This window comes from Nocardiopsis codii (assembly GCF_036327455.1).
GTDB classification, from domain to species: Bacteria; Actinomycetota; Actinomycetes; order Streptosporangiales; family Streptosporangiaceae; genus Nocardiopsis; species Nocardiopsis codii.
Genome location: NZ_JAUZMY010000035.1, coordinates 40,428 through 62,096, shown reverse-complemented (window position 1 = coordinate 62,096; position 21,669 = coordinate 40,428). Strand labels below are relative to the sequence as shown.

The following is a 21,669-nucleotide window of genomic DNA, read 5'->3' as shown; positions in this document are numbered from 1 at the left end:
CCAGCGGCGGTCCGGTCCCCGGACCCGCCTGAGCGTCGCCCTCCCGGGAGCTACGGGGCGGCATCCGGAACGGGCACCGGAGTGGGAACGCGTGGCGGGGGGGCCCCCCCCCCGGGGGGGGCGGGCGGCGGGACCGCGACACGGCCGGACGCCCGTCCGGGGCGGGAGGACAGGGTCAACCGAATCGCCAAGAGGGGCGTCTTCCCCTAGATTGGCCCGGTCACCGCTGGCGCCTTTCCCCACGCGGACGGGGCGCCGGCGGACCGGGGGCGTGTGTCGACCTGCTGCCCGCCGTCCTCGGCGGCACGGTCCGGCGCGTCCGCTGCAGTCGGGACGAGGGGACAGGCCACAGCCATGGCGAGAAGCACCGGGCCGGACGAGGACGGGCAGCGCCCGCCCCGGGTGGTCGCGCTGGGCGGAGGGCACGGCCTGCACGCCTCCCTCTCCGCCCTGCGAAGGGTGACCACCGACGTGACGGCGGTCGTCACGGTCGCCGACGACGGTGGTTCCAGCGGTCGGCTCCGGCAGGAGCTGGGCGTCCTCCCGCCCGGTGACCTGCGCATGGCGCTCGCCGCCCTGTGCGGGGACGACGAGTGGGGCCACACCTGGAGCCAGGTGCTCCAGCACCGGTTCAGCTCGGAGGGCGAGCTGCACGGCCACGCCGTCGGCAACCTGCTCATCGTGGCCCTGTGGGAACTTCTGGGCGACTCCGTGGCCGGACTGGACTGGGTCGGGCAGCTGCTCGGCGCCCACGGCCGGGTCCTGCCGATGTCGTCGGTGCCGCTCGACATCGCCGCCGAGGTGTCGGGGGTGGACCCGGAGCGGCCCGACGAGATGACGACGGTGCGCGGACAGGTGGCGTGCGCCAGCACCAGCGGCCGGGTGCGCTCCATCTCCCTGATCCCCGAGTCCCCTCCCGCGAGCCCGCAGGCGGTCAAGGCGGTGCGCGAGGCGGACTGGATCGTGTTCGGCCCCGGGTCGTGGTTCACCAGCGTGCTCCCGCACCTGCTGGTCCCCGACCTGGCCCACGCGCTGGTCACCACCCGGGCCCGGCGCCTGGTGACCCTCAACCTGTCGCCGCAGCGGGGGGAGACCGACGACTTCCGTCCCGAGACCTACCTGGAGGTCCTCCACGAGCACGCCCCCAAGCTGGGCGTGGACGTGGTCCTGGCCGACCGGGGAGCCGTGGAGGACGCCGGGCCGCTGCGGGCGGTCACGAGGGAACTGGGCGGGCGCCTGGAGCTGGGCGACCTCTCGCGCCCCGACGGCAGCGCGCGCCACGACGCCGAGCGGCTGGCGGCGGCCTTCGAGCGGATCCTGGTCGACTGACGGGTTCGCCCTGGTCCGTGCCGGGGAAGACCGGCGCCATGGCTGAACGTCACGTGTACCTGGAGCGCGTCTACGACGAGGTGCGGGCGCGGGGGCGCCGCGGGGGCGGGCAGGAGCCGCCGCCGGGGACCCGTTTCCTGGTGGACCGCCTGTGGCCGCGCGGGGTGAGCAAGGCGTCCCTGGAGGGCGTGCAGTGGCTGAAGGAGGCCGCGCCGAGCAGTGATCTGCGCACCTGGTTCGGCCACGACCCGGCGCGCTTCCGCGAGTTCGCCGACCGCTACCGGGCGGAGCTGGACTCCCGGCCCGAGGCGCTGTCACCGATCCTCGACGCCGCCCGCCGCGGTCCGGTCACCCTGCTGTACGCCGCGAAGGACAGCGAGCACAACCACGCCCTCGTCCTGCGCGACCATCTGGAGGAGGCGCTCCCACCAGGGTCGCGGAGCAATTGACCTCACACCGACACGAACGCAGACAGCGCCGCGCTCCGGTGGCACGGTGAAGGGGCGACACGCCGTCCGGGGGTCGGTACCGAGCGTCGCGTAACGTAGTCTGCCTCGGAGAAAGTCCCCCGTGGCCAGGCCGTGGGGGACACACCCCGGCGCCGAGCGCGCGGTGCCGGGCCGGGTTGTTCCAAGGGGGAGGATCGCAGCGATGGCGATGACCGGCGTGGTGAAGGATGAGTTGAGCCGTCTGGCCATTCTCAAGCCATGCTGCCGCAAGGCGGAGGTGTCCACCATCCTGCGTTTCACCGGGGGGCTGCACCTGGTGGGCGGGCGGATCGTGATCGAGGCCGAACTCGACACCGGTGCGGCCGCGCGACGCCTGCGCAAGGACATCTCGGAGGTGTTCGGCCACGAGTCGGAAGTGGTCGTGCTGTCCCCGAGCGGGCTGCGCAAGGGCAACCGGTACGTGGTGCGGGTGATCAAGGACGGCGAGTCCCTGGCCCGGCAGACGGGCCTGGTGGACAACAACGGCCGCCCGGTGCGGGGCCTGCCCCGGCACGTGGTGGCCGGCGGGGCCTGTGACTCCGAGTCGGCGTGGCGGGGCGCGTTCATCGCGCACGGCTCACTGACCGAGCCCGGGCGGTCGATGTCCCTGGAGGTCACCTGCCCCGGGCCGGAGGCTGCGCTGGCACTGGTGGGCGCCGCCCGCCGCCTCAAGGTGCACGCCAAGGCGCGGGAGGTGCGCGGTGTGGACCGGGTCGTGGTCCGCGACGGCGACTCCATCGGCGCCCTGCTGACCCTGCTGGGCGCGCACCAGAGCGTGCTCGCGTGGGAGGAGCGCCGGATGCGCCGGGAGGTGCGGGCGACCGCGAACCGCCTGGCCAACTTCGACGACGCCAACCTGCGGCGCAGCGCGCGGGCGGCGGTCGCCGCCGGAGCGCGCGTGGAGCGGGCCCTGGAGATCCTGGGGGAGGAGGCGCCCAAGCACCTCGTCGCCGCGGGCCAGCTGCGCCTGGCGCACAAGCAGGCGTCGCTGGAGGAGCTGGGCCAGCTGTCCGTGCCCCCGCTGACCAAGGACGCCATCGCCGGCCGCATCCGCAGGCTCCTGGCGATGGCCGACAAGCGGGCGAGCGACCTGGGCATCGAGGGGACCGAGGCCAACCTCACCCCGGACATGCTCGTCCCCTGACCGCCGCACGGGGCCGGACGGGGCGGCAACAGGCCCGCAACAGGGATGTTCGGCTTTGTTAACTGGGAAAACTCCCGGATAACTTCCGAAAATGGTATAGACCTCTCAGCTTTGCGGTGCCAGGATGGTCGCGAACCCGCGAGGGGGCGGCGGGTCGCTGGACGTGGGGTCGAAACGGCTCCCCGTCGACATTCCGCTAGGCTCTTTGTGAACACCTGTTACGCGTTCACGCTGTTCAACATGGCTGGACCGGGCTGTACCAGTTCGGATTCCACGGGGTGTGGAACGCGCGGGTGAAAATGATGTGCGACATATGAGGAGATTGGTTCCGTGACCATCCGTGTAGGCGTCAACGGCTTCGGTCGGATCGGCCGCAACTTCTGGCGCGCGGTCGCCGCCGGCGGCAGCGACATCGAAATCGTCGCGGTCAACGACCTCACCGACACCAAGACGCTCGCGCACCTGCTCAAGTACGACACCGTGCTCGGCACCCTCGACGGCGACGTCGAGGTCGGTGACGACTTCATTCGCGTCGGCGACAAGAACATCAAGGTCCTCGCCGAGCGCGACCCGGCCCAGCTGCCCTGGTCCGACCTCGGCGTGGACGTCGTCATCGAGTCCACCGGCCGCTTCACCAAGGCCGAGGACGCGAAGAAGCACATCGCTGCGGGTGCCAAGAAGGTCATCATCTCCGCGCCCGCCAAGGGCGAGGACCTGACCGTCGTCATGGGCGTCAACGACGACAAGTACGACCCCGCGAGCCACCACGTCATCTCCAACGCCTCGTGCACCACCAACTGTGTGGCGCCCATGGCCAAGGTCCTCCTGGACAGCTTCGGCATCGTCCAGGGCCTGATGACCACGGTGCACGCGTACACCAACGACCAGGTCATCCTGGACTTCCCGCACTCGGACCTGCGCCGCGCCCGCGCCGCCGCGCAGAACATCATCCCGACCACCACCGGTGCCGCCAAGGCCACCGCCCTGGTCATCCCCGAGCTCGCCGGCAAGCTGGACGGCATCGCCATGCGCGTCCCCGTCCCGGACGGCTCCGCCACCGACCTGGTCGTCACCCTGGAGCGCCCGGCCACCAAGGACGAGGTCAACGCCGCGTTCAAGGCCGCCGCCGAGGGACCCCTCAAGGACGTCCTGGTCTACACCGAGGACGAGATCGTCTCCTCCGACATCGTCGGCACCGCGCCCTCCTGCACCTTCGACTCGAAGATGACGCTGGTCGCGGGCAACCAGGTCAAGATCCTCGGTTGGTACGACAACGAGTGGGGCTACTCCAACCGCCTGGCCGACCTGGCCAAGCTGGTCGGCTCCAGCCTGTAACGCCCACGGCCCCATGGCCACCGGCGCGTGAGACGGCACCCCTTCGCCCGCAGTGCGCGCGGAGGGGTGCCGTCGTGAGCGCCCCCCGGGTCACCGTCCGGGACAGAGCAGACCGACACCCCAACGAGGAGACCAGCATGCGGACGATCGACGACCTCGACGTCTCCGGCAAACGCGTGTTCGTCCGGGCCGACCTGAACGTGCCCCTGGACGGCGAGCGCATCACCGACGACGGCCGCATCCGCGCGGCCCTGCCGACCATCGACAAGCTCCGCGAGCGCGGCGCCCGTGTGATCGTCGCCGCCCACCTGGGCCGCCCCAAGGGCGCCCCGGACCCCCGCTACTCCCTTCGCCCGGTCGCCGCCCGCCTGAGCGAACTGCTCGGCGCCGAGGTGGCCTTCGCCGCCGACACCGCCGGCGAGTCCGCCCGGGCGGCGGCCGACTCCCTCGCGGACGGCCAGGTCGCGCTGCTGGAGAACGTGCGCTTCGAGCCCGGTGAGACCAGCAAGGACGACGCCGAGCGCGGCGAGCTCGCCGACCGCTTCGCGAGCCTGGCGGACCTGTACGTCGGCGACGCCTTCGGGGCCGTGCACCGCAAGCACGCCAGCGTCTACGACCTCCCCGGCAAGCTCCCCCACGCCGTCGGCGGGCTCGTGCTGACCGAGGTCGAGGTCCTCCGGAAGCTCACCGCGGACCCCCAGCGCCCCTACGCCGTGGTCCTGGGCGGCTCCAAGGTCTCCGACAAGCTCGGCGTCATCGACAACCTCCTGGGCACCGCCGACCGCATCCTCATCGGCGGCGGCATGGTCTTCACGTTCCTCAAGGCCAAGGGCTACGAGGTCGGCTCCAGCCTCCTGGAGGCCGACCAGCTCGACACCGTGCGCGGCTACCTGGAGCGCGCCGAGCGCGAGGGCGTGGAGATCGTCCTGCCCGTCGACGTCGTCGCCGCCGAGAAGTTCGCCGCCGACGCCCCGCACGCCCCGGTCGACGTCGAGGCGATCCCCGCCGACCGGATGGGCCTGGACATCGGCCCGAAGAGCCAGGAGCTCTTCGCCGGGAAGCTGGCCGACGCCAGGACCGTGTTCTGGAACGGCCCGATGGGGGTCTTCGAGATGCAGCCCTACGCCGACGGCACCCGTGCCCTGGCCCAGGCCCTGATCGACTCCGGCGCGTTCACCGTGGTCGGCGGCGGCGACTCCGCGGCGGCCGTGCGCGCCCTCGGATTCGACGAGGCCGCCTTCGGCCACATCTCCACCGGCGGAGGCGCCAGCCTGGAGTACCTGGAGGGCAAGGACCTTCCCGGTATCGACGCCCTCAGGTAGACCGGCCCGGGCGCCGCACGTCCCGACGCACCCGGTCGTCCACCGACCCCCGACCTCTCCCAGACAGGAAGAACGAACATGGCCAAGCGCCTGCCGCTCATCGCGGGCAACTGGAAGATGAACAACAACCACCTGGAGGCGATCGCGCTCGTCCAGAAGCTGGCGTTCGGACTGAACGACAAGGACTACGACAACGCCGAGGTCGTCGTCCTGCCGCCGTTCACCGACCTGCGCAGCGTCCAGACGCTCGTCGACGGCGACAGGCTCAAGATCGGGTACGGCGCGCAGGACGTCTCCGCGCACGACAAGGGCGCCTACACCGGCGAGATCTCCGGCTCGATGCTGGCCAAGCTGGACTGCTCCTACGTGCTGGCCGGCCACTCCGAGCGCCGCGAGTACCACAACGAGGACGACGCCCTGGTCAACGCCAAGGTGAAGGCCGCCTACCGGCACGGCATCGTGCCGATCCTGTGCGTCGGGGAGGGCCTGGAGGTCCGCAAGGCGGGCCGGCAGGTCGAGCACGTCCTGGCCCAGCTGGACGGCGCCCTCAAGGAGGTCACGGCGGAGCAGGCCGAGCGGATCGTGGTCGCGTACGAGCCGGTGTGGGCCATCGGCACGGGTGAGGTCGCCACCCCCGAGGACGCCCAGGAGGTGTGCTCGGCGATCCGCGTCCGCCTGGCGGAGCTGTACTCGCCCGAGGTCGCGGGTGCCGTGCGCGTGCTCTACGGCGGCTCGGTCAAGGGCGACAACGCTCCCGGCATCATGGCCAAGGAGGACGTCGACGGCGCCCTGGTCGGCGGCGCGTGCCTGAAGGCCGACGAGTTCGTCAAGGTGATCCGCTTCGGCGGCGAGTAGCCACCGATCGTCTCGCACCGTCCCGCCCGTCACCCTTCGATGTCGAATGGTGACGGGCGGAGTGCCCGACAGGTCTCCAGGGCGGGCTAGACTTCGCTGTGGGGTTCTCCGTGCCTCGCGGTTTCCCCACCCGTGCCGACTGGGCACGGTAAAATCCGAAATTGTCCCCGGTCTCCTCCTTCCCCTTCTCCGCACAGGCCCGGTGCCGCGGCGCCACCGCTGGTGCGGGTGGGAAATGGGGGATCGAGGTTTCCATCCCCCCGCTGCGGGGTCGAGCTACGGGTGAGCGTGTGATCCTCGGTCTGTCCATCTTCGTGATGCTTCTCAGCGTGCTGTTGGTCCTCCTGGTGCTCATGCACAAGGGCAAGGGTGGCGGCCTCTCCGACATGTTCGGCGGCGGCGTCACGTCCTCGCTCGGCGGATCATCGGTGGTCGAACGCAACCTGGACCGGATGACCATCGTCATCTCGGTGGCGTGGATCCTCTCGATCGTCGTCCTCGGCCTGCTGATCAACCGGGGAATGTGACCCGCGACCCGCGGGGCGCCCCCAGTCCACAGTCAAGCTCGCCCGATCATCCGGTGGGCCAGTTCGCTGAAGGAGTTTTTCGTGGGTAGTGGCAGTGCCATCCGTGGCAGCCGTGTCGGAGCCGGCCCGATGGGCGAGGCGGAGCGGGGCGAGGCAGCCCCGCGCGTGCGGGTTCCGTTCTACTGCGCGAACCTGCACGAGGTCGTGCCCAGTTTCGCGGGCGAAGCTCTGGTCCCCGACGAGTGGGACTGCCCGCGTTGCGGTTTCCCCGCGGGCAAGGACAAGGCGAACCCCCCCTCTCCGCCGCGCACCGAGCCCTACAAGACCCACCTGGCGTACGTGAAGGAGCGCCGCAGCGAGGAGGAGGGCAAGCTCATCCTGAACGAGGCCCTCGCCAAGCTGCGTGCCGACCGCGCCGCGGTCGAGGCCCACATGAGGGCCGCCGCCCAGAACTAGGCCGGGGTCCCGAAGACCTTCCGGAAGGGGTCCGTCGCAGGCGCGGCGGGCCCCTTCCCGCGTCCGCGGCGACGGGGGCGGTTCTCGTGGCCGGCCCGCCGCGCTCGGAGGCCCGGGACATCACCGAAGGCGTGCGCGGACAAGCGGAGAGTGCCGGATTTCGGGGCAGGACGTCGAAAACCCCCTTTCATACATGAAAAGGGGGATGAACTCTCTCATTCCCGGGACTGATGTGGCTGGTGAGACATAAAGTGATCGGCACGCACACCCCCGAAGCCCCTTGAGGAGATGGTGTCGATGTCAGCGTGCCCTACCGGTGGGGACCACGACTGGATTCTCGGCGACGATCGCAAGTTCCAGTGCGCCAAGTGCGGAGCTCAGAGCGCCCGGCGGTTCTGAGCCCCGGGACCGGGCTGCACGGTTCCGCGCCCGGCGAGCCCGCCCTTCTCCATGGCGCGCCAGGTCACCGGCTCTCCCAGCGTCTCGGCCACCCCCTTGGCCCAGCGCTCCAGGGGAGCGAACTGCTCCGGCCCCTCCGGAAGCACGGTACGACCCTGGTAGGACATGCCGTCGAGGACGATGATCTCGCCGTTGACCCGTAGCTCGGTCTCGTACTCGTTCGTGTTCGGCCTCATGGACCGGACTGTAGCGGGCGGCCTGCCCGGTCGTCCGGACTTTGGCGGGATTGGTCGGGCGCGGCCACCGCCAGAGCCCGCGCCCCAGGGGGTTCCGTCGCACCGAGCACACGAAAGAGTTGGGAGAATGGGGGGATGGCCTCCCCCGAGAACGCGGACGTCCCCCCTTCGGCGCCGGGCGTCCCCTCCGACCTGGTCCAGCCCTCCGGCGGCGTCTCCCACCTGCGCCGGTACGTCAGCCTGCGCGGACCCAACACGCGGATGTGGCTGGCCGCGGCGTACTTCTCGGGTGCCCTCACCCTGGGCTTCCTGGTGGTCCTGGGATCCATGCTCTGGCACGTGCTGCGCGAGGAGCCCACCGTCGGCTCGGTCTCCCTGTGGGCGGCGGCGGGCCTGACCATGCTGTTCGTCGGTCCCGGGAGCAACCTCCTCCTGGTGCGGGGGCTGCCCCAGCGCATCACCCGGCAGGGCATCAGCGCCGACAGCGACGGCGTCACGGTCCTCCAGGAGCGCAAGTGGTGGTTCCCGGGCGAGGGGACGTTCATCGCGTGGCCGGAGATCCGCCGCGTCCGGGAGGTGCACACCGGCGGGCGCCGGCTGACGTACTTCATCGAGTTCGTGCTGGACACCCACCGCACCGACACCGAGCTCCCGGGGTGGGCCGAGACCGCCGGGAGCCTCGGACTGGAGCAGGTGGACGCGCCCACGCAGTTCTACGTGCAGGTGCCCCAGGAGCACAAGGAGAGGATCCTGAGGATGGTGGAGCGCACCGCGCCGTTGCCCTCGGTCGTGGAGCGGACACCGCCGCTAGTGTGAGGCCCGCCCGTCCAGCCGCCGGGTCAGCTCCGCGGCCGCGTCGCGCGCCCTCCCGGCCAGGGCCTGCGGGGTCACGGGCCGCGCACTGGGCACCGTCAGGCTGATCGCGGCGGCGGGGCGCCCGTTGTGGTCCGACGCCGCCGCGGCCACCGACACGAACCCCTCGGTGACCTGGCCGTCCTCGATGGACCAGCCCTGGCGCCGCTCCTCCTCCAGGACCCGGCGCAGCTCCCCGGGGGTGGCCGGTCCGCGTCCGGTGCGGTCGGTGAACGCCGCCGTGTCCGGGTAGAGGGCACGCACCTGGGCGCGTGGCAGACGCGCCAGCATCGCCCGCCCCGACGCGGTCAGGTGCGCCGGAAGGCGCACCCCCACCCCGGTGATCAGCGGTGCGGCGTGCGGGGGCTGCTCCTTGAGCAGGTACAGGGTGTCGGCACCGTGCAGCACCCCCAGGTGGGCGGTCGCGCCGGTGCTCTCGGTGAGCTGGTGCAGGAGGGGGCGCGCCAGCCTCTCCACGCCGTCGTGGCGCAGGTAGGCCGAGCCGATCTCGAACGCCGCAACACCGAGACCCCAGCGGCGCTCCTCCGGCAGGTGGGTCACGAACCCCTCCTCCGCCATGGCCTCCAGCAGCTGGTAGACGCTGGAGCGCGGGACACCGAGCTCGGCGGCGATCGCCGCGGCCGACACCGGCCCGGGGCGCGTCGCCAGGAAGCGGAGCAGCCGCAGGGCGCGGGTCGCGGCCGGAACGAGGCTCATACGCCGATCCTCCCACGCGGCCCCGGGCCGGGCGGGTACCCTCCGCCCCGGGACCGGACCGCGCGGCCGGGGCGGCCCGTCGCGAGCGTGCGGGACGGCGCCCTCGGCGCCCTGCCGACCGAGGGGGAGCACCCCGCTCCGGGACCGTGCCGGTCCGGGCACGGGCGCAGGCCACCCGTCGGCGCCCCGTCCGCAGGAGGGGGGCCGGTGCCCCGCGTCTGAGATGCCAGACGGAACCGCCGTGTCAGCGCTTCACCCGCGGCCTCCGGAGGGGTCCAATGGGTGCATGTCCACGCCAGTCCCTTCCGTCGTCGTCGGCGGCGCCCCGCTCACGCCGGCCCAGGTCCTCGACGTCGCGCGCCACGGCGCCCACGTCACCCTCTCCGAGGAATCCCGCAAGGCCGTCAGGCACGGCCGCGAACGGGTCGAGTCCCTCGCCCGGGGAGAGGTCCCCGCCTACGGGGTCAGCACGGGGTTCGGCGCGCTCGCCACCCGGCACATCGCCCCCGACCTGAGGGCCCGCCTCCAGCGGTCGCTCATCCGCTCGCACGCCGCGGGCACCGGGCCCGAGGTCGAGCGCGAGGTCACACGCGCCCTCATGCTCCTGCGCCTGCGCACCCTGGCCTCCGGCAGCACCGGTGTCGAGACCGCCACCGTCGAGACCCTCGCCGCCCTGCTCAACGCCGGGATCACCCCGGTCGTCCACGAGTACGGCAGCCTGGGCTGCTCCGGCGACCTGGCGCCGCTGGCGCACGTCGCGCTCGCCCTGATGGGGGAGGGCACCGTGCACGACGCCGCCGGGGAGTCCAAGCCCGCCTTCACCGCCCTGCAGGAGGCCGGGATCCGCCCGGTGGAACTGGGGGCCAAGGAGGGACTGGCGCTCATCAACGGCACCGACGGCATGCTCGGCATGCTCGTGATGGCCTGCCTGGACCTGGAGCGGCTGCTCAAGGTCGCCGACATCACCGCCGCGATGAGCGTCGAGGCGCTGCTGGGCACCGACCGGGTGTTCGCCGAGGAGCTCCAGCGGCTGCGCCCGCACCCCGGACAGGCGGCCTCCGCCGCCAACCTGCGCGCCATGCTCGCCGACTCGCCGATCGTCGCCTCCCACCGGGGCCCCGACTGCACACGGGTCCAGGACGCCTACTCGCTGCGCTGCGCCCCCCAGGTGGCGGGAGCGGCCCGCGACACCCTCGCCCACGCCCTCCTCGTGGCCGGGCGCGAACTCGACAGCGTCATCGACAACCCGGTCGTGCTCGACGACGGGCGGATCGAGTCCAACGGCAACTTCCACGGCGCGCCCGTGGCCTACGTGCTCGACTTCCTGGCCATCGCGGTCGCCGACACCGCGTCCATCGCGGAGCGGCGCACCGACCGCATGCTCGACGTGTCCCGGTCCCACGGGCTGCCCGCCTTCCTCGCCGACGACCCCGGCGTGGACTCCGGCCACATGATCGCCCAGTACACGCAGGCCGCCATCGTCTCCGAGCTCAAGCGGCTCGCCGTGCCCGCCAGCGTCGACTCCATCCCCAGCTCGGCCATGCAGGAGGACCACGTGTCCATGGGCTGGTCGGCCGCCCGCAAGCTGCGCCGCGCCGTGGACGGCCTGACCAGCGTGCTCGCGGTGGAACTGCTCACCGCAGCCCGCGCACTGGACCTGCGTTCGCCCCTGGAGCCCGGACCGGCCACAGGCGCCGTCCTGCGCGCCGTCCGGGAGAAGGTCGACGGCCCGGGCCCCGACCGCCACCTGTCCCCGGAGATCGCCGCCGTCACGGCCCTGGTGGCCGACGGCTCCGTGGTCGCGGCCGCGGAGTCCGCCACCACGCTCGTCTGACCCCCGGGGCGGCACCGCCCCGGGCCGCCGGCCCACCACGACCGAGGAGCCCCGCATGAGCACCCCGCGCACCGTCCGCGCCGCACGCGGCACCACCCTGTCCGCGAAGGGGTGGCCGCAGGAGGCCGCCCTGCGCATGTTCCACAACAACCTCGACCCCGAGGTCGCCGAGCACCCCGAGGACCTGGTGGTCTACGGCGGCACGGGCAAGGCCGCGCGGGACTGGCGCAGCTTCGACCGCATCACCGCCTCCCTGCGCGACCTGGAGGGGGACGAGACCCTGCTCGTGCAGTCCGGGCGGCCGGTGGGCATCATGCGCACCCACGAGTGGGCGCCGCGCGTGCTGATCGCCAACAGCAACCTCGTGGGGGACTGGGCGAACTGGCCCGAGTTCCGCCGCCTGGAGGCCCGCGGCCTCACCATGTACGGGCAGATGACCGCCGGCTCGTGGATCTACATCGGCACCCAGGGCATCCTCCAGGGCACCTACGAGACCTTCGCCGCTGTCGCCGCCAAGCGGTTCGCCGGCACGCTCGCAGGGACCGTCACCCTCACCGCGGGCCTCGGCGGCATGGGGGGCGCCCAGCCGCTCGCCGTCACCATGAACGACGGCGTGGCCATCGTGGTCGAGTGCGACGGCAGCCGCATCGACCGCCGTATCGAGCACCGCTACCTCGACGTGCGCGCCGACAGCCTCGACCACGCCCTCGACCTCGCCGCGCGGGCGCGGGACGAGCGCCGCCCGCTGTCGATCGGCGTGCTCGGCAACGCCGCCGAGGTGTTCCCCGCACTGCTCTCCCGCGGTGCCCCGATCGACATCGTCACCGACCAGACCTCCGCCCACGACCCGCTCGCCTACCTGCCCGTGGGGGTCTCCGTCGACGACTGGAAGGCCCTGGCGTCCGCCGAGCCCGAGGAGTTCACCCTCCGGGCGCGCGAGTCCATGGCCGCCCACGTGGAGGCCATGGTCGGCTTCCTCGACGCGGGCGCCGAGGTGTTCGACTACGGCAACTCCATCCGCGACGAGGCGCGCGAGGGCGGTTTCACCCGGGCGTTCGACTTCCCCGGGTTCGTGCCCGCCTACATCCGGCCGCTCTTCTGCGAGGGCCGCGGGCCGTTCCGCTGGGCGGCGCTGTCCGGCGACCCCGCCGACATCGCGCGCACCGACCGGGCCGTCCTCGACCTGTTCCCCGAGAACGAGCACCTGGCCCGGTGGATCCGCCTGGCGGGGGAGCGGGTCGCCTTCCAGGGGCTCCCCGCCCGCATCTGCTGGCTCGGGCAGGGCGAGCGCGCCGCCGCAGGCCGGCGGTTCAACGAGCTGGTCGCCTCCGGGGAGATCTCCGCCCCGCTGGCCATCGGCCGCGACCACCTGGACACGGGCTCCGTGGCCTCCCCCTACCGCGAGACCGAGGGCATGAAGGACGGCTCCGACGCCATCGCCGACTGGCCGCTCCTCAACGCCCTCGTCAACACCTCCTCCGGAGCCTCCTGGGTGTCCGTCCACCACGGCGGCGGCGTGGGCATGGGCCGCTCCCTCCACGCCGGCCAGGTGAGCGTCGCCGACGGCACGGAGCTGGCAGCCGCCAAACTGGAGCGGGTCCTGACCAACGACCCGGCCACGGGCGTCATCCGCCATGTGGACGCCGGGTACGGCGAGGCCGAGCGCGTCGCCGCCGCACACGGCATCCGCGTCCCCATGCGGGAGGGCGAGTGAGCTTCGACCGCCTGTGGGCCGACCTGGCGCCCGTGGGGCGCGACGACGACAGCGGCGGCTACCACCGCTACACCTGGGCCGACGCCGACACCGAGGCCCGCGCCTGGTTCACGGACGCCGCGACCGCGCGCGGGCTCGACGTGCGCGCCGACCGCAACGGCAACCTCTGGGCCTGGTGGGGGACCCCGGGTCCGGGGGCCGTGGCCACCGGGTCCCACCTGGACTCGGTGCCCGACGGAGGGGCCTTCGACGGGCCGCTCGGGGTGGCCGCCGCACTGGCGGCCGTGGACGAGCTGCGCGGGCGCGGGGTCACACCGGTCCGGCCGCTTGCGGTCACGGTGTTCGCCGAGGAGGAGGGCGGCCGGTTCGGGGTCCCCTGCCTCGGCAGCAGGCTGAGCGCGGGGGAGATCTCCCCCGAACGCGCGCGCGGCCTCACCGACGCCTCCGGAGTCACCTGGGGGCGGGCGATGGAGGCGGCCGGGCACGACCCGCTGGCGCTCGGCGCCGACCCCGGGGCGCTCGCCGACCTGGACGTGTTCGTGGAGCTGCACGTCGAACAGGGGCGCGCACTGGAGGACACCGCGCACCCGGTGGGCGTGGCGAGCGCGATCTGGCCGCACGGGCGCTGGCGCATGGACTTCACCGGCCGTGCCGACCACGCCGGGACCACGCGGTTGGAGGACCGCAACGACCCCATGCTGCCGTTCGCTCACGCGATCCTGGCCGCCCGGTCCCTCGCCGAGAGGCACGACGCCCGTGCCACCGTCGCCAGGGCCCTGGTCTCCCCCAACGGCACCAACGCCATCCCGTCCCTGGTCAGCGCGTGGCTTGACGCCCGCGCCGCCGACTCCGGGACGCTGGACGCCGTCGTCGCCGGGGTCCGTGAGGCGGCGGCGGACGCCGCACGCGACCACGGTGTGGGCTACGCGATGACCGGTGAGTCCCTCACCCCCCTGGTCGGTTTCGCCCACGGCCTGCGCGACCGCCTGGCCGCCGTGGTCGGCACCCGGGCCCCGGACCCGCGTGTGCCGGTGCTCCCGACCGGCGCCGGGCACGACGCGGGCGTGCTCGCCGCCCACGTGCCCACCGCGATGCTGTACGTGCGCAACCCGACCGGGGTGTCCCACTCCCCGCGGGAGCACGCACGGCCCGACGACTGCCACGCCGGGGTGCTCGCCCTGGCCGACGTCCTCCAGGACCTCCTCGCCCGCCCCGTCCGCCCGGTCGGCGCCGTATGAGCGGAGGGGAGGCTCCGGGGACCGCCGCCGGGGGACCCGGTCCGGGCGACGTCCCGGGGGCCGCGTCAGGAGCCGGCCTCCGGGGTGCGGGGGAACGCGCCTCCGGGGCGCTCGACGGCAGGAGGGCGCCGGCGGCCCGCCCGTCCGGCGCGGGGCGCGGCCCCGCGCCGCGCCGCGTGTGGTGCGAGTGGGCGTGGACGGGCGCCGAGGACGGCGCCCCCGACCACGGGGTGCTCGTCGAGATCTCCGGGGGGCGGATCACCACCGTGGCCGCCGGCACCCGGGCGCCCGCCGACGCCGAGACCCTCACCGGACTCACCCTGCCTGGCCTGGCCAACGCCCACTCGCACGCCTTCCACCGGGCGCTGCGCGGACGCACCCACACCGGCGGCGGATCCTTCTGGACCTGGCGCGAGGCCATGTACCGCGTCGCCGACCGGCTCGACCCCGACACCTACCTGCGGCTGGCCAGGGCCGCCTACGCCGAGATGGCCCTGGCGGGCGTCACCTGCGTGGGCGAGTTCCACTACCTCCACCACGCCCCCGGCGGCTCCCGCTACGCCGACCCCAACGCCATGGGCGCGGCCCTGGTCGCGGCCGCCGCCGACGCCGGGGTCCGGATCACCCTGCTGGACGTGTGCTACCTGTCCGGCGGACTGGACGACCGCGGAGCCCACCGGCCGCTCGACGGGCCGCAACGGCGCTTCGGCGACGGCGACGCCGCCGGATGGGCCGAGCGCGTCGCCCGGTTCGCCCCCGCCGGGGACCACGCCCTGGTGGGCGCCGCAGCCCACTCGGTGCGGGCCGTCCCCGCCGCGCAGCTGCCCGACGTCGCCGCGTTCGCCGCCGACCGCGACGCGCCCCTGCACGTCCACGTGTCCGAGCAGCCGGCCGAGAACACGGCCTGCCTGGGCGCCTACGGCCGCACCCCCACCCGGGTGCTGTCCGACGCGGGGGCGCTCACCCCGCGCACCAGCCTCGTGCACGCCACCCACCTCACCGACGACGACGTCGGGGCCGTCCGGCTCTCCGGCGCCACCGTGTGCCTGTGCCCCACCACGGAACGGGACCTGGCCGACGGGCTCCCCCGCACCGGCGACCTGCTGCCCGCACCGCTCAGCCTGGGCACCGACCAGCACGCCCAGCTCGACCTGTTCGAGGAGGCCCGGGCGGTCGAACTACACGAGCGCCTGCGCACCCACCGGCGCGGCACCCTGGGCACCGGGGCGCTCCTGCGCGCCGCCACCGCCCACGGGCACGCCTCCCTCGGCTGGGCGGACGCGGGGGCGCTGCGCGCCGGGGCCCGGGCCGACCTGGTCAACGTCCCCCTGGACGGTGTCCGGCTGGCCGGGGCCGACCCGGCGCGCGCCGCCGACGCCGTCGTCTTCGCCGGCTCCGCCGCCGACGTGCGCCACGTGATGGCCGACGGGCGCTGGACCGTCCGCGACGGCGTCCACGCGCTCGTGCCCGACACCGCCCGCGAACTCGACACGGTGATCAAGGAGATCCACTGATGGCCCACGTGCCGGAGAGCATCCTCATCGACGACATCGCCACCCTGGTCACCAACGACCCCTCCCGGGGCCGAGGCGCGGTGGGCGAGATCCAGGACGCCGCCCTCGTGGTCGAGGGCGGCCGCGTGGCCTGGGCCGGCCCCCGCGCGCAGGCGCCCGACGCCGACGCGCGGATCGACGCGGCGGGGCGCTGCGTCCTCCCCGGGTTCGTGGACAGCCACTCCCACATCGTGTTCGCGGGGGACCGCAGCAGGGAGTTCGCCGCGCGGATGAGCGGACGGCCCTACACGGCCGGCGGTATCCGCACCACCGTCGCCGCCACCCGCGAGGCCTCCGACGCCGATCTGCTCGCACGGGCCCGGCGCCTCGTGGGGGAGGCCCGCGCCCAGGGCACGACCACCCTGGAGGTCAAGTCCGGGTACGGTCTCACCACACACGACGAGGAGCGCAGCCTGGCCGTCGCCGCCAGGGTCACCGACGAGGTGACCTTCCTCGGCGCGCACGTGGTCGCCCCCGAGTACGCCGACGACCCCTCGGGCTACCTCGACCTGGTCACCGGCCCCATGCTGGACGCGTGCGCCCCGCACGCGAGGTGGGTCGACGTCTTCTGCGAGCGCGGCGCCTTCGACGAGGACGCCTCCCGCCGCGTCCTCACCGCCGGGATGGAGCGCGGACTGCTGCCCCGGGTGCACGGCAACCAGCTGGGGGAGGGGCCGGGCGTCCGCCTGGGCGTCGAACTCGGCGCCGCCTCCGTGGACCACTGCACCCACCTGTCCGCCGCGGACGTGGACGCCCTGGCCGAGGCGGCCGCGCGTCCCGAACCCACGGTCGCCACCCTGCTGCCGGGTGTGGACTTCTCCACCCGCCAGCCCTACCCGGACGCCCGCGCCCTCATCGACGCCGGGGCGATCGTCGCCCTCGCCAGCGACTGCAACCCGGGTTCCTGCTTCACCTCCAGCCTGGCCTTCTGCGTCGCCGTCGCCGTCCGCGACATGGGCATGACCCCCGACGAGGCGGTGTGGGCGGCGACGGCGGGGGGCGCACGGGCCCTGCGGCGCACCGACGTCGGCCACCTCGCCCCCGGCGCGCGCGCGGACCTGACCCTGCTCGACGCGCCCAACCACCTCTACCTGGCCTACCGTCCCGGTGTCCCGCAGGTCGCGGCGGTCTGGAAGGACGGGGAACTGGTCGCCGGGCGTCCCTGAATCCGCCCCGCGCCCCGCAGGATGACGGAGGCATGACGCGAGGGCGAGCGGCGTCCCGCCGACCGGCCACCGAACTCAACCGGGGGCTAACGTCCGCGAAACCTTCGTCGCCCACTCTGGACCCACGTCGGTGCGCGTCCCGCCGCCGCGGAACAGCGTCGTTCCGCGGCGGCGGGTGCACCTTCTCCCAGGGAGGGTCGCAGTGAGCCTTTGGCGCATCAGGACGGCTGTCGAGGACCGGCCGGGCGGACTCGCCGGGGTGGTCGACGCCCTCGCGCGGCGCGGCGGCGACATCGTCGGGCTCTCCATCCACACGGACGTGGCCGGTGTGGTCGACGAGTTCGTCGTCGACATCCCGGGCAACCACGGCCCCGCGGTCCGCGCGATCGGGGAGCTCTGCCCCACCGGGACGGTCACGGCCGTCCCCGCCCAGCGGCGCGAGGTCGGGGACGACGTCACCCGTGCGCTGCTGCTCACCGCACGGCTGCGGGCGCACCCCAACGGGCTCCCCGACGCCCTGGCCGAGCTGCTGCTCGCGGACGAGGCCCACTGGACCAACCTGACCCGTGCCGAGGGCACCGCCGACGCGGCCCCGGGCACCACCGTGCTGGTGCCCGTCGGACCCCTCCGCGGCGTCCTCGTGCGACGGCGGTCGCACGCCTTCACCTGGACCGAGTCGAGCCGGGCCGACGCGCTGGTGCGCTCGGTCATGCCCTCGACGGGGCCGGTTCCCACGGACCGGACGATCCGCACGGCGGAGGGCGGGGGACTGTCCCTGCGCCAGGTGCGCGAGGCCGACGCGCCCGCGCTGAGCGACCTCCACCGGCGCTGCTCGCCGGAGACCGTGCGCAGCCGCTACTTCGCGGGGATGGCGGAGCTGAGCCCCCACATGCTGCGGGTGTTCTGCGACCCCGAGCGCGGCCTCACGCTGGGGGTGCGCCCCCATGGCGAGGAGGAGCCCGTCGCCCTCGGACACCTGATGTACACCCTCGACCCGGGGGTCGGCGAGATCGCCTTCCTGGTGGAGGACTCCTGGCAGGGGCGCGGGGTGGGAACCGCCCTGGCCCGGGCGCTGATCGTGATCGCCTCGGACTGGGGTCTGGCCGAGGTGCGGGCGGAGACCACGCTGGCCAACACGGCGATGATGCGGATCATGCGGGGCTTCGGCGCGTCCGTGCGGTTCCAGGGGGAGGGCGGTTCGTACGTGCACGCCCGGGTGCCGGTCGCCGAGGCGCTCAAGGGCGGGCCGGGCGGCGCCACCCGTCCCGGCGGACGGGTCGCCCGGCTGATGGGCCAGGGCTGACGGACCCGGCGCGCCGGGTCCGTGCGGGGCGCGCGCCCCGCACGGCAGGACCGGCGCCACAAGGACGCGGGGGCGGCGACCACTGGGGGTGTCGCCGCCCCCGCTCGCGGTTGAACGCGATGAGGCGTCTCCTGGGGCACGGGAGTCCGTTCCCCGGAGGTCTCTGGTGCTACTCGCTGTCCGCGGCGTCGTCGCCGTTCGCGGTGTCCTCGGTGGAGGACTTCTTGGTGACGCGGCGCTTCTTCACCGGACGGGAGTAGTCGACGAGGGGCTCCAGGCGGGCTTCGTGCTCCTTGAAGCACTCGCCGCAGGCGTCGACCTCGCGGACGGCGCCGTCCCAGGCGAACTGGATGACCTCACTCGCCTCGACCTTCTCCTCGCGGACGGCGTGGGGATCGCAGTACTTGCGCGTGAAGACCTCGGTGACCACGGCGGGGATTTCCCTTCGGTATCGCGTGAATGTGCGGACCCCATAATCATACACCTGTACGAACGCGGAAAGCGGCTGAACGCCGGGATTCCGTCATGGGTTCGGGGTCGTCCCGAAGCCTAGCGAAGACCGGCGACACATGCGCCAACGCGTGACCCGTGGGGCCCTGATGACCAGCGGGTCCGCGGGGGGTGCGGTGGGCTGTGATCCCGGTCGCCCGCGGCGCGCGGCGGTTCCGGAACCTCCGCCGCTCGGCCGGAAATGGCATCGGGGTGTTATGGGGCCGCGTGATCGACTTCCCTCTTCTTCGTCCGGTTCTCCGAGTCGGTGTCCCGAAATCCCGGAACTCGATGTGTGAATTCGGTGAACGCGGAGTGGCGGGCGTGGTTAGGGTGTTGCCAATCCGGGGTGAAGCGCCGAGTGGCGGTGCTCCGTCCTGGATATCCGGTGAGGGGAGCCCGTCGGGGCGCACCGGTGAATGGCGGGCGCCGTGGGGAGCGGGGTCCGGTCGAGGAGCGGGGGCATCGTGGTCGAGTACATGGAGGGCACGTACAGAAGGCGTGTCGACGGGGGCCGAGGGGAGGCCCCACAGGCGCGGGAGGGCAGGTCGGAGGCGGAGCGGCGCCGTGCGCGCGCGATCGCGGCGCACGCGTGCGAGCGCATCTCGGTCGATCCGCGCTTCGTGAAACTCCGAAGGAGATTCGCGATCCAGTCGGTTCTGCTGGTGTCGTCATTCCTTCTCTGTTACCTGTCCTATCTCGTCCTGTCCGCGTATGCCCGCGATTTCATGGGCATCGAGATCGTCGATTCGGTCAACGTGGCACTGGTCATGGGAATCGGGCAGTTCCTTCTCACGTTCGTGCTCGCCTGGGCGTTCGTCCGTTTCTCCGAGCGCGCGATCGACCCGCTCGCGGAGGAGATCCGTGACCGGGCGGGCGACGTGGGCGCCGGGACGGCGGTGCGCTGATGGCCGCCGCACCCGCCGGGGGAGTCGTGGGCGGTGCCGTCACGGGGGACGGCACCGCCCACGCACAGGGGTCCGCCGTCGACACCGGGACGGCGGCCGTGCTGGGCAGTGCCCTGGAGGGGCAGTTCGGCGCCGCCCATGCCTGGACGATCGGCCTGTGCGCCCTCTTCGTCCTGGTCACCCTCGCCGTCACCGTCCGGGCCGCTCGGGCCACCCGGGGAGCGGTCGACTTCTACGCGGGCGGCCGCGGGTTCTCCAGCACCCAGAACGGACTCGCCCTGACCGGCGACTACCTGTCCGCGGCGTCCTTCCTGGGCATCGCCGGGATGATCGCGCTCCAGGGCTACGACGGGTTCCTGTACTCCATCGGCTTCCTGGTGGCCTGGCTGCTGGTGCTGCCCATGGCGCAGCTGATGCGCAACACCGGCCGTTTCACCATGGCCGACCTGCCCGCCTTCCGCATGCGGCGGATGCGGGTACGCCTGGCCTGCACCGTCTCCACCGTCACCGTGTGCGTGTTCTACCTCGTCGCCCAGATGGTCGGCGCGGGGGCCCTGGTCGCGGTCCTGCTCGGCCTGCACGACGGCGGGACCTTCCTGGGGATGGGCGCGGAGCAGGCGCGCACCGGGGCGATCGTGCTCGTGGGCGTGCTGATGATCGTCTACGTCATGTACGGGGGGATGAAGGCCGCCACCTGGCTCCAGATCATCAAGGCGGTCGCGCTGCTGGGCGCGACGGGCCTGCTCACCGTCCTGGTGCTGGCCCTGTTCTCCTTCGACCCGCGCGCCCTGCTCGGCGGGGCCGCCGAGGCCAGCGGACACGGCGGGGCGTTCCTGGAACCGGGGCTGAGGTTCGGGGTGGAGGTGCCCGGCGACGCCGCCCGGACGCTGTTCAACAAGCTCGACCTGATCAGCCTGGGGCTGGCACTGGTGCTCGGCACCGTCGCGCTGCCGCACATCCTCATCCGCTTCTACACCGTTCCCGACGGCAGGTCGGCGCGGGCCTCCGTGCACCGCACCATCGTCATGGTCGGCGCCTTCTACCTGATGACGCCGGCGCTGGGCTTCGGCGCCGCCGCCCTCGTGGGCTCCGAGCGCATCCTCGCCCTGGACCCGTCGGGCAACTCGGCCGTCCCGATGCTCGCCGAGGAGGTGGGGCGGATGACGGCCGGCCCCGCGGGCGCCGCCGTGCTCCTCGCGCTGGTCTCGGCGGTGGCCCTCGCCACGATCCTCGCCGTCATCGCCAGCCTGACCCTCGCCTCGTCGTCCTCCATCGCGCACGACCTGTTCGGCCACATCCTCATGTGGGGACGGCCCAGGGAGTCGCAGGAGGTGGCGGTGGCGCGCCTCTCCGCCTGCCTGGTCGGCGCGGTCTCGATCGTGCTGGCCGTCCAGGCACAGGAGCAGAACGTGGCCTTCCTGGTGGGGCTGGCCTTCGCCATCGCGGCCGCCGCCAACCTGCCGGTCATCGTGCTCACCCTGTTCTGGCGGCGCTTCAACACCCGTGGGGTGGAGTGGGGTGTCTACGGCGGGCTGTCCGCCACGATCCTGCTCATGCTCCTGTCCCCGGTGATGTCGGGCAGGACCGACCCGGTGACCGGCGAGAACCTGTCCGTGCTGCCCGCGTGGATCGACATCCAGGTCTTCCCGATGGAGAACCCGGCCCTGGTCGCCGTGCCGATCGGGTTCGCGTGCGCGATCGTCGGAAGCCTGCTCTCCCCCGAGCGCGACACCGCGCGGTTCACCGAGCTGCGCGTGCGCTCACTGACGGGCTGGGGCGCCGACCAGGACTGAGCGGCGCCCGG

Annotated in this window: 20 protein-coding genes; 17 read left to right on the top strand and 3 right to left on the bottom strand. The window is 73.3% G+C overall.

The genetic code is table 11. The features are described from left to right. The first annotated feature begins 354 nt into the window (after positions 1–354). The 8 genes from Q8791_RS26770 (at position 355) to Q8791_RS26735 (ending at position 7,456) form a co-directional block, all read left to right on the top strand. Positions 355–1,329 carry a gluconeogenesis factor YvcK family protein gene (locus Q8791_RS26770; RefSeq protein ID WP_330094588.1) on the top strand — a complete coding sequence of 325 codons (975 nt, stop codon included), beginning with the start codon at positions 355–357 and terminating at the stop codon, positions 1,327–1,329. A gap of 38 nt (positions 1,330–1,367) precedes the next feature. Then, positions 1,368–1,778 (top strand): DUF488 domain-containing protein, encoded by a 411-nt coding sequence (locus Q8791_RS26765; protein WP_330094587.1) that lies wholly within the window; start codon positions 1,368–1,370, stop codon positions 1,776–1,778. A 202-nt stretch (positions 1,779–1,980) separates the two neighbouring features. Next, positions 1,981–2,961, top strand: a complete 981-nt coding sequence (gene whiA / locus Q8791_RS26760; RefSeq protein ID WP_330094586.1) for a DNA-binding protein WhiA — start codon at positions 1,981–1,983, stop codon at positions 2,959–2,961. Between the two features lie 330 nt (positions 2,962–3,291). After that, positions 3,292–4,296, top strand: a complete 1,005-nt coding sequence (gap, locus tag Q8791_RS26755; RefSeq protein WP_330094585.1) for a type I glyceraldehyde-3-phosphate dehydrogenase — start codon at positions 3,292–3,294, stop codon at positions 4,294–4,296. 137 nt (positions 4,297–4,433) lie between these two features. Next, positions 4,434–5,618: a phosphoglycerate kinase gene (locus Q8791_RS26750; RefSeq protein WP_330094584.1), complete on the top strand. Its 1,185-nt coding sequence runs from the start codon at positions 4,434–4,436 to the stop codon at positions 5,616–5,618. Between the two features lie 78 nt (positions 5,619–5,696). Then, the gene (tpiA, locus tag Q8791_RS26745; RefSeq protein ID WP_330094583.1) at positions 5,697–6,473 is read left to right on the top strand and encodes a triose-phosphate isomerase; all 777 of its coding nucleotides are present in this window, start codon (positions 5,697–5,699) and stop codon (positions 6,471–6,473) included. 290 nt (positions 6,474–6,763) lie between these two features. Then, positions 6,764–7,000: a preprotein translocase subunit SecG gene (secG, locus tag Q8791_RS26740; RefSeq protein WP_330094582.1), complete on the top strand. Its 237-nt coding sequence runs from the start codon at positions 6,764–6,766 to the stop codon at positions 6,998–7,000. 81 nt (positions 7,001–7,081) lie between these two features. Then, a complete protein-coding gene (locus tag Q8791_RS26735) occupies positions 7,082–7,456 on the top strand; it encodes an RNA polymerase-binding protein RbpA (protein ID WP_330094581.1) in 375 nt (124 codons plus the stop codon). 377 nt (positions 7,457–7,833) lie between these two features. Here the strand turns inward: Q8791_RS26735 and Q8791_RS26730 are convergent, their stop codons facing one another. Continuing rightward, the gene (locus Q8791_RS26730; protein ID WP_330094580.1) at positions 7,834–8,091 is read right to left on the bottom strand and encodes a hypothetical protein; all 258 of its coding nucleotides are present in this window, start codon (positions 8,089–8,091) and stop codon (positions 7,834–7,836) included. 135 nt (positions 8,092–8,226) lie between these two features. Here Q8791_RS26730 and Q8791_RS26725 point away from each other — a divergent pair, with 135 nt between their 5' ends. Beyond that, positions 8,227–8,907: a hypothetical protein gene (locus Q8791_RS26725; protein ID WP_330094579.1), complete on the top strand. Its 681-nt coding sequence runs from the start codon at positions 8,227–8,229 to the stop codon at positions 8,905–8,907. Here Q8791_RS26725 and Q8791_RS26720 read toward each other — a convergent pair. Then, positions 8,899–9,660 carry an IclR family transcriptional regulator gene (locus Q8791_RS26720; RefSeq protein WP_330094578.1) on the bottom strand — a complete coding sequence of 254 codons (762 nt, stop codon included), beginning with the start codon at positions 9,658–9,660 and terminating at the stop codon, positions 8,899–8,901. The genes Q8791_RS26725 and Q8791_RS26720 overlap by 9 nt on opposite strands. Before the next feature lie 286 nt (positions 9,661–9,946). Here Q8791_RS26720 and hutH point away from each other — a divergent pair, with 286 nt between their 5' ends. The 6 genes from hutH (at position 9,947) to Q8791_RS26690 (ending at position 18,468) form a co-directional block, all read left to right on the top strand. Beyond that, a complete protein-coding gene (hutH, locus tag Q8791_RS26715) occupies positions 9,947–11,494 on the top strand; it encodes a histidine ammonia-lyase (protein WP_330094577.1) in 1,548 nt (515 codons plus the stop codon). 55 nt (positions 11,495–11,549) lie between these two features. Beyond that, the gene (gene hutU, locus Q8791_RS26710) at positions 11,550–13,208 is read left to right on the top strand and encodes a urocanate hydratase (protein WP_330094576.1); all 1,659 of its coding nucleotides are present in this window, start codon (positions 11,550–11,552) and stop codon (positions 13,206–13,208) included. Then, on the top strand, positions 13,205–14,446 hold the full coding sequence (locus tag Q8791_RS26705; protein ID WP_330094575.1) for an allantoate amidohydrolase: 1,242 nt from the start codon (positions 13,205–13,207) through the stop codon (positions 14,444–14,446). The genes hutU and Q8791_RS26705 overlap by 4 nt, the downstream gene beginning before the upstream one ends. Beyond that, positions 14,443–15,960 carry a formimidoylglutamate deiminase gene (locus Q8791_RS26700; RefSeq protein WP_330094574.1) on the top strand — a complete coding sequence of 506 codons (1,518 nt, stop codon included), beginning with the start codon at positions 14,443–14,445 and terminating at the stop codon, positions 15,958–15,960. The genes Q8791_RS26705 and Q8791_RS26700 overlap by 4 nt, the downstream gene beginning before the upstream one ends. Next, positions 15,960–17,165, top strand: coding sequence for an imidazolonepropionase (gene hutI / locus Q8791_RS26695; RefSeq protein WP_330094573.1), 1,206 nt, complete (start codon positions 15,960–15,962; stop codon positions 17,163–17,165). Before Q8791_RS26700 ends, hutI begins: the two co-directional genes overlap by 1 nt. Before the next feature lie 202 nt (positions 17,166–17,367). Further along, entirely contained in the window at positions 17,368–18,468 is a 1,101-nt protein-coding gene (locus Q8791_RS26690) for a GNAT family N-acetyltransferase (protein WP_330094572.1), read from the top strand. A gap of 169 nt (positions 18,469–18,637) precedes the next feature. Here the strand turns inward: Q8791_RS26690 and Q8791_RS26685 are convergent, their stop codons facing one another. Further along, positions 18,638–18,898 carry a hypothetical protein gene (locus Q8791_RS26685; RefSeq protein WP_330094571.1) on the bottom strand — a complete coding sequence of 87 codons (261 nt, stop codon included), beginning with the start codon at positions 18,896–18,898 and terminating at the stop codon, positions 18,638–18,640. Between the two features lie 526 nt (positions 18,899–19,424). On the opposite strand from Q8791_RS26685, the gene Q8791_RS26680 reads away from it, so the two are divergent. Together Q8791_RS26680 and Q8791_RS26675 are read left to right on the top strand one after the other, a co-directional pair. Beyond that, complete coding sequence (locus Q8791_RS26680) at positions 19,425–19,865, top strand: DUF485 domain-containing protein (protein WP_330094570.1); 441 nt, start codon at positions 19,425–19,427, stop codon at positions 19,863–19,865. Then, positions 19,865–21,658, top strand: a complete 1,794-nt coding sequence (locus Q8791_RS26675; RefSeq protein ID WP_330094569.1) for a solute symporter family protein — start codon at positions 19,865–19,867, stop codon at positions 21,656–21,658. The genes Q8791_RS26680 and Q8791_RS26675 overlap by 1 nt, the downstream gene beginning before the upstream one ends. The last annotated feature ends 11 nt before the right edge of the window (positions 21,659–21,669 follow it).

Bases quoted from the DNA above. Each gene is read 5' to 3' on its own strand.
- Q8791_RS26700 (WP_330094574.1), top strand. From the start codon at position 14,443: ATGAGCGGAGGGGAGGCTCCGGGGACCGCCGCCGGGGGACCCGGTCCG.
- Q8791_RS26675 (WP_330094569.1), top strand. From the start codon at position 19,865: ATGGCCGCCGCACCCGCCGGGGGAGTCGTGGGCGGTGCCGTCACGGGG.
- Q8791_RS26765 (WP_330094587.1), top strand. From the start codon at position 1,368: ATGGCTGAACGTCACGTGTACCTGGAGCGCGTCTACGACGAGGTGCGG.
- Q8791_RS26730 (WP_330094580.1), bottom strand. From the start codon at position 8,091: ATGAGGCCGAACACGAACGAGTACGAGACCGAGCTACGGGTCAACGGC.
- whiA (WP_330094586.1), top strand. From the start codon at position 1,981: ATGGCGATGACCGGCGTGGTGAAGGATGAGTTGAGCCGTCTGGCCATT.
- hutI (WP_330094573.1), top strand. From the start codon at position 15,960: ATGGCCCACGTGCCGGAGAGCATCCTCATCGACGACATCGCCACCCTG.
- hutH (WP_330094577.1), top strand. From the start codon at position 9,947: ATGTCCACGCCAGTCCCTTCCGTCGTCGTCGGCGGCGCCCCGCTCACG.
- hutU (WP_330094576.1), top strand. From the start codon at position 11,550: ATGAGCACCCCGCGCACCGTCCGCGCCGCACGCGGCACCACCCTGTCC.
- tpiA (WP_330094583.1), top strand. From the start codon at position 5,697: ATGGCCAAGCGCCTGCCGCTCATCGCGGGCAACTGGAAGATGAACAAC.
- Q8791_RS26725 (WP_330094579.1), top strand. From the start codon at position 8,227: ATGGCCTCCCCCGAGAACGCGGACGTCCCCCCTTCGGCGCCGGGCGTC.
- Q8791_RS26720 (WP_330094578.1), bottom strand. From the start codon at position 9,660: ATGAGCCTCGTTCCGGCCGCGACCCGCGCCCTGCGGCTGCTCCGCTTC.
- Q8791_RS26750 (WP_330094584.1), top strand. From the start codon at position 4,434: ATGCGGACGATCGACGACCTCGACGTCTCCGGCAAACGCGTGTTCGTC.
- Q8791_RS26770 (WP_330094588.1), top strand. From the start codon at position 355: ATGGCGAGAAGCACCGGGCCGGACGAGGACGGGCAGCGCCCGCCCCGG.